The 13,352-nt window shown below is 59.4% G+C and carries 6 protein-coding genes; 1 reads left to right on the top strand and 5 read right to left on the bottom strand.

All coding sequences use genetic code 11. The features are described 5' to 3' along the window. Positions 1 to 153: 153 nt before the first annotated feature. Positions 154 to 1,719: a glycerol-3-phosphate dehydrogenase/oxidase gene (locus tag IEX36_RS04165; RefSeq protein ID WP_188758038.1), complete on the top strand. Its 1,566-nt coding sequence runs from the start codon at positions 154 to 156 to the stop codon at positions 1,717 to 1,719. Positions 1,720 to 2,763: 1,044 nt separating this feature from the next. Here the strand turns inward: IEX36_RS04165 and IEX36_RS04160 are convergent. From IEX36_RS04160 to IEX36_RS04140, 5 genes are all read right to left on the bottom strand, one after another. After that, positions 2,764 to 3,738, bottom strand: a complete 975-nt coding sequence (locus IEX36_RS04160) for a TIGR03435 family protein (protein WP_188758037.1) — start codon at positions 3,736 to 3,738, stop codon at positions 2,764 to 2,766. A 17-nt stretch (positions 3,739 to 3,755) separates the two neighbouring features. Next, positions 3,756 to 5,255, bottom strand: coding sequence for a M16 family metallopeptidase (locus IEX36_RS04155; RefSeq protein WP_229668699.1), 1,500 nt, complete (start codon positions 5,253 to 5,255; stop codon positions 3,756 to 3,758). Continuing rightward, the gene (locus tag IEX36_RS04150; RefSeq protein ID WP_229668698.1) at positions 5,252 to 6,817 is read right to left on the bottom strand and encodes a M16 family metallopeptidase; all 1,566 of its coding nucleotides are present in this window, start codon (positions 6,815 to 6,817) and stop codon (positions 5,252 to 5,254) included. Before IEX36_RS04150 ends, IEX36_RS04155 begins: the two co-directional genes overlap by 4 nt. A gap of 119 nt (positions 6,818 to 6,936) precedes the next feature. Beyond that, positions 6,937 to 10,422 (bottom strand): TonB-dependent receptor, encoded by a 3,486-nt coding sequence (locus IEX36_RS04145; RefSeq protein ID WP_188758036.1) that lies wholly within the window; start codon positions 10,420 to 10,422, stop codon positions 6,937 to 6,939. 215 nt (positions 10,423 to 10,637) lie between these two features. Continuing rightward, a complete protein-coding gene (locus tag IEX36_RS04140) occupies positions 10,638 to 13,148 on the bottom strand; it encodes a glycoside hydrolase family 2 protein (protein ID WP_188758035.1) in 2,511 nt (836 codons plus the stop codon). Positions 13,149 to 13,352 lie beyond the last annotated feature (204 nt).

The raw sequence follows: 13,352 nt of genomic DNA, 5'->3' as shown, positions 1-13,352 counted from the left end.
CCCTTGCTACGTTCAAGTTGAAAGCGGCATAGACCAAGAGAGAGCCGCCCCTGATCCGTGACCTCGAATCACCAGTCATTCGCCTTGGCTGGGTTCTGAGATCGCGTCGAGATCAGGGGCGGCTCTTTTGTGTTTGTGCATGGAGGACAGTTCATGAGCATAGGACGTTCGGAGCGATTGCGCGAGATTGACCAGACGGCGCAGTGGGATGTGCTTGTCGTAGGTGGTGGAGCGTCTGGACTGGGAACTGCGGTTGAGGCTGCTTCTCGTGGTTACCGAACGCTGCTTCTCGAGCGAGATGACTTTGCCAAAGGAACGTCGAGCAGAAGCACAAAGTTGGTTCATGGTGGTGTCCGCTATTTAGAGCAGATGAACTTCACTCTTGTGCTGGACGCATTACGAGAACGCGGCTACATGTTGCGAAATGCTCCGCATCTCGTCCACAAGCTTGGGTTCATTGTCCCGCTCTATAGCTACTTCGGCGTGCCTTATTACGGCTTCGGACTGAAGATGTATGAGTGGCTTTCGGGCAAGTTGTCGTTTGGGCCATCGCAGGTGCTCTCGCGTGGCGAGACGCTGGAGCGGCTTCCGACAGTGACTTCCGCGGAGCTGAAGGGCGGAATCCTCTATCAGGATGGACAGTTTGATGATGCTCGCTATGCGATTACTCTGATGCGAACGCTGGAAGACCTGGGAGGTGTTGCGCTCAATTACGCGCAGGTCATCGGGTTGCTGAAGAGCGGCGAGAAGATTACCGGTGTTCGTGTTCGCGATTGTGAGTCCTCGCAGGAGTTTGATGTTCAGGCAAAGGTTGTCGTCAATGCCACTGGAGCGTTTACCGAGCAGATGTTGCGGATGGACGCTCCAACTGGTCGTCATATGTTGTCGATCAGCCAGGGAACGCACTTTGTGCTGCCGCGAAAATTTTTGCCCAGCGGCAATGCGATGATGGTGCCGAAGACCGCGGATGGGCGCGTGCTGTTTGCGATTCCGTGGCATGAGCATCTCGTCGTCGGCACGACGGATGTTGCAGTTCCGGCGAGTTCGAGCGAGCCGCGAGCGACCGAGGGAGAGACGACGTTTCTTTCTGAGCACATCCATCGCTATCTCGGCCAGACCGTGCAGCCGAGCGATGTGTTGAGTATGTGGTCTGGACTGAGACCTCTTGTTCGGAACGGGAACGAATCTACGTCGAAGCTTTCGCGCGATCATCGCGTGATCGTTTCAGAGAGCGGGCTCGTCACCGTGACGGGAGGGAAGTGGACCACGTATCGGAGGATGGGCGAGGATACGGTGAATCATGCGGCTCAGGTTGCGGGTTTGGCTGCTGCTCCTTCGACGACCTCGACTCTGCGGCTGCATGGTTGGGCTGAGCCAGATGCCGCGGTTGAGGAGAGTGAGCGGGTTTATGGAGCCGATCTTCCTGCAGTGCGTGCTCTGGGTGATTCGGAAGCGGAGTTGAATGAGTTGTTGCATCCGAAGTTGCCTTATCGGAAATTCGAAGTGATTTGGGCTGCTCGTCAGGAGCAGGCGAGGACGGTTGAGGATGTGCTGGCGCGGCGGACGCGGGCGTTGTTTTTGAATGCGTCGGCGGCTATCGAGGCGGCGCCGGAGGTTGCGCGGCTGCTGGCCAGGGAGCTGGGGAGGGATGATGAGTCTCGGGAGCGGGATCTTGCGCGGTTCCGGGAGACGGCCGAGGGGTACATCTACCGGGGATGAGTGGGTACCCCCTACCCATACTTAAGTACCAAAGTCTTCAAACGAAATGGGTTGCGGTCGTGGACTTTCGAGTTCCTGTGCATGAAAAAGGCCCGGCTAGTGCCGGGCTTTCTATTTCTTCTCCTAAGGTTAATTCTATCGGCGCTGTCAACAATGGCTGTGGAAAAGCGAAAGGGCGAACGCCCTTGCGAGCGCTCACCCCTCGATTCCGATTTTGCGAAGATCCGGGCTCGGTGTCCGAATCACAGCTTCCTGCTCCCTCGGTGTTTCCCGGAGCCTGCTGGCTCGCGCCTGCGCTCCCCGGAACTTCCGCCTTCGCGTTCGACTGTAAGAGCGCTCCTGGATCAGATGTGGGCAGCCAGTCGCCTGGGTGCTTGGTGGAGGACCGTTGCCGGTCTCCTTCATGACCTTCGATTGCTCTCTTCTACTTGGAAGATCACTCTTCCGCTGAAAGAAACACTACTCCTGATCGGCGCAAAAACAAGAGGGCGTGAGCGGTTTATTTTTGTGCAAATAGCGGGAGATTTGTGGAAATAGGAGACTAGTTGCTGAAGGGGCTGATTTTGAGGGATTCGCGCACGACGACAGGGCAGGGAAAGCATGGTTAAAAGCGAAGGGCGAACTCCCTTGCGGGAACTCGCCCTTACTTTCCGATTTCGCGAAGACCTGGGTCGGACCCCAGATCACAACCGATTGTCACTTCAGAATTGTCCGGGACCTACGAGCAGAGCCCGCGTTTCCCGTGCCCTTCCGTCATTCCATTCGCTGTAAGAGCTTGAGAGTGCCGCCTATCCGCAGTCGGTTGCCCGAGTGCTTCGCGAGTCCTGTTGCCAGGTCCCTTCAACGACCTTCGTCCGCTCTCTCCTACTTGGAAGATTGCTCTTCCGCTGAGAGAAACAGTACTCCTGATTGGCGAGAAAACAAGAGGGTGAACAAGGTTAATTTTTGTGGAAATGCTGGGATTATTGTGGAAATTGTGGTTGACGTATGTAGAAAATCAGGCGGCTTGCGCTTCGCGCAAAATGTCCAACGAGCCATGCTTCTCTAGTTCGGCGATGCAGGTTCAACATGGTCGATTACATACGACGGAACTTTCCCAATGCCTTTGGTGAGAACTAATCCAGCCTGATCGCTGAGTGCCTGAATGAAGTCTGGCCCCGGTAGAGATAAAGACTCATCTGCTGGTGCCGATGGCCCTGTTCGTTCGCGTGCAAAATCGAGGTTGAGAACCCACTTGCCAGTGAGCCCGGTACGGTTCATGACTGGAAGCGGATCCATCTCACCCACACGACCACCTAGCAGAGAAAGCGTTCCTGCAATCTCCGTCATGCTCTGGTCCATGATTCGCATGTGCTGCAAGTCATTGTTCTTCCAAAAGAGGATGCCGCATGAGGGCGCTGGAACACGACTTCCAGCAGGCTTGGGTGAGACTGCACTGACGACTCCGCAAAGAGGGGTGCCTTGATATTGCTTGAGCTGAGGGCCGGGGCCTTGAGGCCGCACTTTCAATTCATAGACCCGGCCATCGCGCATTGCAGTGTGCAATTTGAGATGAAATCGATCAGCCAGCAACGTCTGGACCATCAGGCGTATCTGGTCCTTCGTTGGATTGGCGATGGGAGAACGAGCTTCGAGTTGATAGCGTTCAGCCTGAGCCCATTTGGGAAGTTGCGCGGCGATGAGTGGATATTGGCTGGTATCCGCTATTTTGAATGCAAAGATGATGTAGTTGATCAGCAGCCCAGTCGCAACCACAGGGCCGCCTTTGTAGCGGAAATAGTCTGAGGGATCGAGATCGATGTTGCTGGTGGATGGAGAATCGGGAGCCACCTCGCGTATGGATGCGACATCAAACTCCAGGCGTTGATTGGCCGCCGCACGTTCATTGGAATTTAAATGGGACGGCGCACTTCGAGGAGTGTTATCAACATCTGTCTGGGCTGGTGACTCAGCAGCCCAGACGAGCGTCAAGGCCGAGGCGATTGCGAGTGCTTGCAGCTTTGCGGAGATCAATTTCATTACGTTGACTGCATCGGTTATTGTGGCTGCTCGCCGTGCGGTGGTGGCGGGATGGTGATGTCGAGCGTGTGGACTTTGCCCAGGTCGCTGAGGCTTGGCGTGATTTGTGCTTCGTTGCCGACGACGATGGTGGCGAGCTTGGTCTGGTCGATGTACTTGTTGGCTACGCGGGAGACGTCGGCTGAGGTGACCTTTTCGATGCCTGCTTTGTATTTGTCGAGGAAGTCGAGCGGGTAGCCGTAGAAGGCCAGCGTGACTTGCTCGTTGAGGATCTTGTCGGGCGAGTCGAAGTGGAAGATGAAGGAGTTCAGGAGTTGGTCTTTGGCTTTGCGCAGCTCGGCAGGGGTGGGCGGGTCGGTCTTGAGGCGGCCGATCTCGGCTTCGAGGGCCTTGAGGGCAGGGACGGTGCTGACGCTCTTGGTGCCGGCGAGGACGTAGAAGATGCCGGGGTGGTCGTAGGACGCGCCGTACTGGCCTTCGACGTCGTAGGCGAGGCCGAGTTTGGTACGGACGTCCTGCACGACGCGCGAGCCGAAGCCGCCGGAGAAGACCTCGTTCATGACGCTGAGGGCGTAGTAGTCGGGGTTGGAGCGCTCGGTGCCGAGGCCGACGATGAGGACGTTGGACTGGTTGACGTCGGCCTTCTCGGCGAAGTTGACGCTGGGGGTGGGATTAGTGAAGTCGACTTTGGCGGAGTGGAAGGGTTCGCCGCGCTTGAGCGGCTCGAATGCGGCGCGAAGCTTCGCTTCCATCTGCGCTGAGTCGAAGTCGCCGACGACCGCCACGATCATGTTGTTGGGGACGACGGTGCGGTCGTGCCATGCCTGGAGGTCTTTGAGCGTGATGTTATCGACGGTGGCGTACTCGGGCTGGCGGGCGTAGGGACTGCCGGCGCCGTAGGCGAGCTTGATGGCTTCGCGGATGGCGATCTCGCTGGCGTCGTCGTTGCGGCGGGCGATGCTGGTGTCGATCTGCTGCTGCGCGAGCTGGAGCTTGTCGGCCTTGAAGGCTGGATGGAGCAGCAGGTCCACGGCGCGGGAGAAGACGAGATCGAAGTCGGGCGTGAGGCTGGACCAGGTGAGGGAAGTGGATGCGACTCCTCCCATGGTTTCGATGGAGGCGGCTTTGCTCTCCATCTGGTCGTCGAGGTCGTCGCCGCTGATGGTGGCGGTGCCGCTGGTGCGCCAGGTCTGGCCGTAGATGTCGGCGAATCCTGTCTGGTCGGCGGGGACGTCGCGGCTGCCTCCGCGGATGAGGATGGTGCCGTTGATGAAGGGAAGCTCGTGGTCTTCGAGCAGGAAGATGACGAGGCCGTTCGATAGCTCGATGCGCTTCGGCTTCTCCGGCGTGAAGGCGTGGAGGGGTGGGATGGGGATCTTTGTCCACGGCTCGGCCTGCGTGTGCTGCGCGGCTGCGGGCTTAGGCGCGGTTGCAGTTTGCGCGGAGAGGCTGAGGGGCAGCAGGGTCGCGGCGAGGATGGTCGTGAGGGCTGGCTTCATGAAAGAAAGAGACTTCATTTCGCACCTCCGGCTTGCGGCTGGGCGCTTTGCGTGGGAGGCGGTGGTGTGTGGGGTGGGACGAATTCGATGCTGACACCGGTGCGATTGTTGGCGGTGAAGATCTTGTTGGCCACGCGGCGGATGTCGGCCTTGTTGACGGCGTCGATGCGGTTGAGCTGGCGGAAGAGCTCGCGCCAGTCGCCGTAGCGCGTCTGGTATTCGGCGAGCTCGTGGGCGAGGCCCTGGTTGTCGGCGAGGCCGCGGAGGATGTCGGCGCGGGCGCGGGTCTTGAAGCGCTCCAGCTCGGCGTCGGTGACGTCGGTGGTCTTGAGCTTGTCGATCTCTTTGTGGATAGCGACGCGCATCTCCTCAGGCGTGTGGCCGGGCAGGGGCACGGCGTAGACGGCGAAGAGGCCGGGGTACTTTTCGCCGGGGAAGCCCGGGAAGCCTTCGGCTTCGGCGGCAATCTTCTGGTCGCGGACGAGCGAGCGGTAGAGGCGCGCGGTGCGGCCGTTGGAGAAGATGTCAGCGATGGCGTCGTAGACGGCGTCGTCGGGGTCGCGGTAGTCGGGCTTGTGATAGCCCTCAAGGTAGAAGGGCTGCGTGGCTTCGCGAATGACGACGGATTTCTCGGCGGTCTGGGGCGGCTCGACGGTGGCGAGCTCGGGCGGCTTGGGCCCGGCGGGGATGGCGCCGAAGTAGCGCTCAAGCACGGGCAGGGCCTGCGCAGTGTTCACATCGCCGACGACCGCGATGACGATGTTTGACGGCACGTAGTACTTGGCGTGGAAGGCTGCGGCCTCGGTGGCGGAGACCTGGCTGATGTCGCTCTCCCAGCCGACGCCAGGAACGCGGTAGTGGTGCGCGGTGTAGGCGGTGGCGAGGAACTGCTCGACCATGCGGCCGATGGGGTTGGAGTCGACGCGCATGCGTCGCTCTTCCTGAACGACGTTGCGCTCTTTGTAAAACTCGCGCTCGACGGGATGGCCAATGCGCTGACTCTCAAGCCAGGCCCAGAGCTGGAGGCGGTTCGAGGGCATGCTCCAGAAGTATTGCGTCGAGTCTTCTTCGGTGGAGGCGTTGATACCGACGGCGCCGTTTGCTTCGGCCACCTCGGAGAACTGGTTGGGGATGACGTATTTTTCGGCTGCGGCCTGTGCGTCTTCGAAGGACTTCTTGAGCTCGGCGAGCTTTGCGGGGTTCTGGCCGACGCGCTTGCGGTACTCGGCGTCATATGCGGCGTAGGCTGTCTCGACTTTGGCAAGGGCGATTTTTTCGGCAGCGTAGTCGGTGGTGCCGATCTCGGTCGAGCCCTTGAAGGCCATGTGCTCGAACATGTGCGCGAGGCCGCTCTCGCCCTGCGGGTCGTCGACCGAGCCTGCGTCGACGAGCGTGTAGAAGCTGAAGACGGGAGCTTCGTGGCGTTCGCAGATGATGAGCGTGAGGCCGTTGGGCAGGACTTTGACCGTGGTGCGCTTTTCAAAGTTGCTGAGGTACGTTGCGTACTGTGCCTGCGCTACCGTGCTCAATGCAATGACGAACGCAAGAGCCGCCGCTATCCCGAGTTTGATTCGAGCCAAAGGGGCCTCCAGATTGTGGGTACAAAAGATAACTATATCGAAGGTAGAAGGCTTGTGCGTGTGAGTAAGAGAAAGGCCCGCCGGTGTGGGCGGGCCTTCGTGGTTGTAGTGCGTTGTGGTTAGAAGAGAATTCGGCCGCCGACCTGGATGATGCGGTTGCTGCCGCCGCTGCCGGTGACCTTGCCGAAGTTGGAGCTGTTCATCGTCGCCGTTGGCGTGCCGAGGTTAGTGAGGTTGAAGACGTTGGTGGCCTCGCCGCGAAGCTGGAACTTCAGGCTTTCGAAGATACCGAACGTGCGGAAGATCGACGCGTCGATGTCACGATAGCCTGGATCGTCAAGCTGTGCGGGACGAGTGTTGCCCAGCAGGTTGAGTGGACCGACACCCGGGCAACCCGCGGTTCCGGGTACGCAGTAGGCTGAGGTATCGAACCACTCGTTCATCTCGGCCGAGCGCGAGCGGCTGACGAGCGTGTGCGGGACCTTGCCGGGGATGATGCTGGGACGGTCGTTGGTCTGGCCGTCGCCGTTGACATCGGTGCCGGTGGTGACGGTGAACGGCTGGCCGCTGTTCATCGTCATATTGCTGCTGATGGTCCAGCCGTTCAGCGCAGTGCGGACGAACCGGTTGTAAGCAGAGAAGTAGTCAGGGTTCCAGACAAAGACGATCGACACCATGTTGCGGCGGTCCTGGTCGGAGCGCTGGTGGGCTTCCAACTGTGGATAGTTAGGATCGACAAAGTTTGAGGCGAGGTTACTGCCGTCCAGAGCGTTGCTGGCCAGTGTCTTGCTCCAGATGTAGTGGCCGCGCGCGCTGAAGTTGTGCGAGAGGCGCTTTTCGACGACGACCTGCAGGCCGTTGTAGTTCGAGTTCTGGGTGGATTGCAGGTTATAGACGTTCGAGTAGGTGGGAGTTGCGGCGGAGAGGCCGAACTCGGAGTTCAGCGGGCGGCGGTTGTTGACCGTGCCGCTGGTATTGGCGTAGGCGCAGGCCTTGGTGAGGTCGGTGCAGCTTGGGCCTGAGGTGCCGGACGCGGTGATGTTGAACTGCGGCGGGTTCAGGTCGTGATAGATCGGCAGCTTACGGTTGAGTGAGCCAACATAGTTGACCGTTAGGGCAAGGCCGTTGCCGAGTTCCTGCTGGAAGCCCGCATTGATCTGGTAAGTGACCGGCCAGTTGAAGTGCGGATCGAAAGAAGAGACCTGGTTGAGCGCCAGGAAGCTGGCGGTTGAGGTGTGAGGCGTAAAGGTCAGCGTCGGGAAAGGATTGACGCCGCCAGGGAACTCGGTTGGGTCGTTCGAGTAGGGATGCGCCATCGACACAACCTTGCTGAAGGTGGGGCGCACGGCATAGGGAGCGAAGTTTGACGGCAGCTCCCAGAGGTTGCCCGAGATTCCACCATAGAAGAGACCTGCTGCGGCATGGAAGACAGTCTTGCCGTTACCGTAGGGATCGTACGAGAGACCGATGCGGGGCGAGATGTGATTGTTGGGAGTGAAGGCTCCAGAGGTAGGCACGCCGGGGTCGCCGGGGAAGAGCATACCGAGCGGAGCAAGCTGCGGGCCTGTCTTGCCTGCAATGTTGACGGTTTTGAACGCGTGGGACTGAACGCCGGGAGTGAAGTTGGTCTGGCGGTTCTGCGTGTCGGTCGGAGCCTGCTGCCAGTCGTAGCGGAGGCCGAGGTTGATGGTCAGGTTCGGACGGATGCGCCAGTCGTCCTGCACGAAGAGCGCGTAGTTCCAGTAGTTGGCTTCAGCGTACTCGCCGGTGTCCTGCTCGAAGGTGTTGGGCAGGCCAAGCAGGTAGTCCGACAATGAATTGGAGCTGCGTGTGCCGGCGGTGTTGGCGAAGCTGAAGACGCCGTAGTTGTCGAGCGAGGTGAGCTGGAAGTCTTTCTCAAGGCTGGCTTCGCCGCCGATGGAGAGAGTGTGCTCGCCGCGAGATGTGCTGATCAGGTCGCGGAAGCCATAGAAGTTCGTACCTGCCTTGGGGCCGGTGATGGACTGTGAGAGCGTGAACCAGTTCGGAATGGCGACCTGGCCGCGTGAGGGGCTGCCGGAGATACCGAAGTCAGAGCCAAAGTTGGCGAAGGTGCTGTTGCTGGGGACCGGGATACGTCCGCCAGCCTGACGCGTGTAGCTAAGCCATGCCTGATTCACGGTGCGCTGGCTGACGGTCCAGGTGTCGCTGACATTGGCTACATGCTGCTTGGTGGCGTAGTTGGAGTAGCTCCAGTGGCTGGGAGTCAAGCCGCCGGGAATGGAGCGGATGCTGTAGTCATAGAGGAAGTAGCTGAGCGTGAGACGGTGGTTCTGGCCCAACTGATGGTCTGTCTTGATGAGGTACTGGTTGTATTGCTCCGGCGTTGCGAAGTATTCGCGGTAGGTATATTTCGTATCGCCGAACTGGCGAGGACCTGCGCCGGCCTGAACGCCCTGGGAGTTGAGGTACTGCACGATCTTGACGGCTGTGGGATCGAGCGGGGTGGTGATTTTGTTGCCCGGGTAAGGCGTGTTCGTCGCCGGATTGCAGACGAGGAACAGGATGGCTGTGTTGTCTGCCTTCGAGGGAGCCTGCTTACAGGCGGTGATATCAGTTGCCAGGTTTTCCGAAAAGTCGCCGCTGAGCTCGGCCGCATCGGGAACCGATCCACTGTAGGGGGAAGACGTGGTTGCGCGAAGGCCACCGAAGCTGCCGAAGAAGAAGTCCTTGTCCTTGCGAATGGGGCCGCCAAGCGTCGCGCCGTACTCGTTGCGGGCGTAAGGCGCCTTGACTGTCTGGTTGTGCGATACAGCGGTAAAGTTGCGGGTCCGATAGAACTCGAAGGCCGAACCGTGGAACTGATCGGTTCCGCTCTTGGTGACCATGCTGACCACAGCGGCGGCGTAACGGCCGAGCGTGGCGCTGAAGTTATTGGTCTCGACGTGGAACTGGCTGATGGCGTCGGGGGTGGGGATGGCGTTGCCGCTGTTGCGCAGGCCGGTCATGTTGAGGCCGCCGTCGAGATAGTAGGAGACCTGGCCGGTGAAGTCGTCGGTCGAGCCGTTGATGTAGACGTGCTGCTCTTTGAAGCCCAGGCTGTTTGAAACATTGTTCGCCTGCACGCCGGGCGTGAGGTTGAGCAACTGGTACGTGTCGCGACCTACAAGAGGAAGGTTCTCGATCTCGACGTTGGAGACGGTGCGGCCAATGGTCGCGTTGCTCAATTGAATAAGCGGTGCGCCGCTGGTGACTTCTACGGTTTCGGTCGTCGCCCCATTCTGCAGAACCAGTGTGAGGTTAGCCTCTTGCATGATGGAAAGCGCGATGCCTGCGCGCTGAAGAGTCTTGAAGCCTGGGGCCGAGACGGAGACCCGGTACGGCCCGATGGGAAGAAATTCATCGCGGAAGGTGCCGTCGGCTTTGGTAGTTACCGTGCGGGTGAAGTTGGTGTCGGTCTGTGTGACCGTGACCGTTGCGTTGGGAACAACCGCACCTGTGCTATCGGTGACGGTGCCGATCAAGGTGGCCGTGGTCAACTGCGCCATGGCTGGCGCGGCGAACCCTGCTGCGAGCAGAAGCGTCGCGAGCAGGCTCCATGGAATGAAGCGAATTCGGTGTGTCATTACTGTCCTCCTAAGTCAAACGTTTGTCTTCCTGTCCGATAGGCTTACGGAAGGCCGTTCATCTGTGGCTAATTCTTCACGTGAATGAACTATCGGCGCTTTTAGTTGTCAATGTTCAAACAACATAGTTTGCTGAATGAACTATTGTCAACTACTTTTCAATATTAAAGATTTCCCTTACTTCAAACGATGGAATATTGCTGATTTATAACCGTTTAAGAAAGATTTACGGTGCAGAATGCAGGGGGTATTTGGGGCGCTGCAACGCCGATGACTGAGCTGCCATCGTTACGCACGAAGGTAATCTGTGCTCGGCCATTACACATTTCAACGACGCGCGAGGCCCAGGGAGTGCCGAGGTTATCGATCAACGTTCCAGCGCCCGCAATGCTAAAACGCACGCGATTCCTGGCGTCAAGGCACTGTATGCCGTTTGCGTCATAGAGTTTTGCTTCGACGGTAACGGTCTTGTTGTCGGCACCTGTGGGGGGTGGGAGTTCGGCGATTTTGAAGACTGCTGGCTGCCCCCATTGCTCGGTCTGGTAGAGAAACTCAATCTCGTCCGTAACGGTGACGCCGTCCTTTTGGGCGACGACGCGGAGGGTATTTCGTCCAGGTTTGAACAAAGTCATCCAGCGTAATCCGGCGGCAGGGAAGTCCTGGCTGCTGCGGTGCTTCACGCCTGCGGATTTACCGTTGACGAAGAGTTCGGCCTGCGGGCAGTTCGAATAGACCTTCACCATCTTCTGCTCGTCTGCCTTGCCCCAGCGGACAGGCCAGGTGTGCCCGTAGATGTGCGCCATCGGCTTGTCGGCCCAGTAGGACTGGAAGACGAAGTAGCCTTCTTTCTTCGTCATGTCGCGTGTGGCGACGCCTTTTTGGTTCATGCGCGGCACGGGGTTTTCCACGCGCAGCGGTGTGGTGAAGTCCTTGAAGATCCATTGCGCCGAGCCGGTGAACCAGGGCAGCGTCTCCTGCGTCTTGAGATACCAGTCGAAGAGATTGCAGGCGTAGGTCTCGGACCAGTCGCCGTCTTTGGAGACGCGTGCCTGGCCACCGGTCATCAGGTAGTCCATGCCGCGCTCAGCAGTGCCGTGGCCGGTGGCGACGGTGGCGAGGACGCGGTCGGGATCTTCGGAGTGGCGTCCGGCCTGGCTGTCGGCTCCCCACTCGGCGTGGAAGAGATGATTGACGCGGTCGCGTTCGGTTTCGAGAGACTTCTGGTATTCGACGTATTGGCCGCTATACCAGCCAGCCCAGATAGAGGGCGAATAGACGTCGGTGATGTCGCGGGCGAAGTCACAGCGGCGCATGGTGGTGTAGCGCGACGGGTCGAGTTGGTGCGCGAGCGTGTTGAGCTCGCTGAAGAGCGCGCGAATCTCCTGTTTGTTAACGGAGGGATATTCGGTGGGCCAGTCGTCCTCGTTGCCGAGGCTCCAGAGCAGGATGCTGGGGTGGTTGTAGTGCTGAGCGATCATGGTGCGGAGCTTGTCGCGGCACATCTGTTTGAAGGTGTCGTTGCCGACGCCGCCGCGGCACCAGGGAACCTCTTCCCAGACAAGGATGCCGAGGCGGTCGCAGAGCGAGAGTACGCGCCGCGACTGCTGGTAGTGCGCCAGGCGGATAAAGTTTGCGCCCATCTCTTTGATGAGCTGCATCTCCTGGTCGATGATCTCGTCAGGCACGGCGGCGGCGTAGCCTGCGTGGTCTTCGTGACGATGCGTACCGCGCAGCAGGAGGCGTTCGCCGTTGAGCTTGAATGGACCGTGGTCAACGAATTCTGTGTGACGGATGCCGAAGTTCTCGCGCGCGGTGTATTCGCCGGATGCGGCTTTGAGCGTGACGCGGCACTCGTAGAGATGCGGCGTGGCGGGGCTCCACAGGCTGGGCTTGTCGAGCTTGAAGGAGGTGAGCTCGGTGGAGTCGTTCCACGGCTGGAGCGTGTGATTTGAGTTGTGAATCGTATTGCCGCTGGGATCGACGATCTGGATCGCGAGGTCGAGTGGGTTTTTTGTGCTGGAGGGATTGTAGAGCGAGGCGACGACGGTGATCTCTGCCGCGCTGGTTGGCGTAGCGAGATGCGTGCGGACGTGCACTGTTTCGAGCGAGACTGCGGGCACGTAGACGAGATTGACGTGGCGATAGAGTCCGCCGTAGAGGCTGAAGTCGCTCAGGTCAGAGGGAATGCGATCGAGGTCGCGCGAGTTGTCGCACAACACGGCGATGGGTATGCCGGATTGATTTGCGGTTGATACCGCTTGTGCTGCGAGATCGGTGATGTCGAAGACGAACTCGTCGTAGCCGCCGACGTGTTTGCCTGCGAGCTTTCCGCCGACGTAAACCTCGGCGGCTTGCCCCGCGCCTTCAAAGTGCAGCAGTGTGCGGCCATTTGGGTATGGATTGTTGATGGCGACGTGCGTTCTGTACCAGCCGTTGCCCTGGTAGTACGGCGTGTCGGGATCGCAGCCATCATCGGCGTTGAAGCAGTGGGGCATGGAGACTGTCTGCCAGACCGCAACTTCCTTGCTGTGCCACACCTCCCACGGGCCGCCGAGTGTGCCCTTCAGATACTCCCACCCGGTCGAGAGCAGCTGAACGGCTGGCGCGGATGCATTGCCGGGATTGTCTGCGAGTGTTGCGACCGAGGCGAGAAGCGGAGTGCGAGGAAGCAAAGAAAGGGCAGAGGCGCTGATGCTGGCCTTCAAAAACTGACGGCGGGAGTGCATGAGTAAAGGGGCTCCTGGAACAGTAAAGAGACGAGTGTCCGGCGCTTTAGGACGCAATAATTCGAAGACTAGACAAAATACTGTTTGAGAGTGGTATAAAGATTTGTCGCACGTCATGTCAAGCGATTGGCGCATTTCAAGGCAGACAGCTACGATGCTTGGGTGCGAGGTGTTGCCTTGCATGTGCGAGCGCGCCGTGACTGC

Origin of the sequence: Edaphobacter acidisoli, assembly GCF_014642855.1 — a bacterium.
Lineage (GTDB): Bacteria > Acidobacteriota > Terriglobia > Terriglobales > Acidobacteriaceae > Edaphobacter > Edaphobacter acidisoli.
The sequence above is the reverse complement of the archived record's forward strand: the minus strand, read 5'-3'. Positions and strand labels throughout refer to the sequence as shown.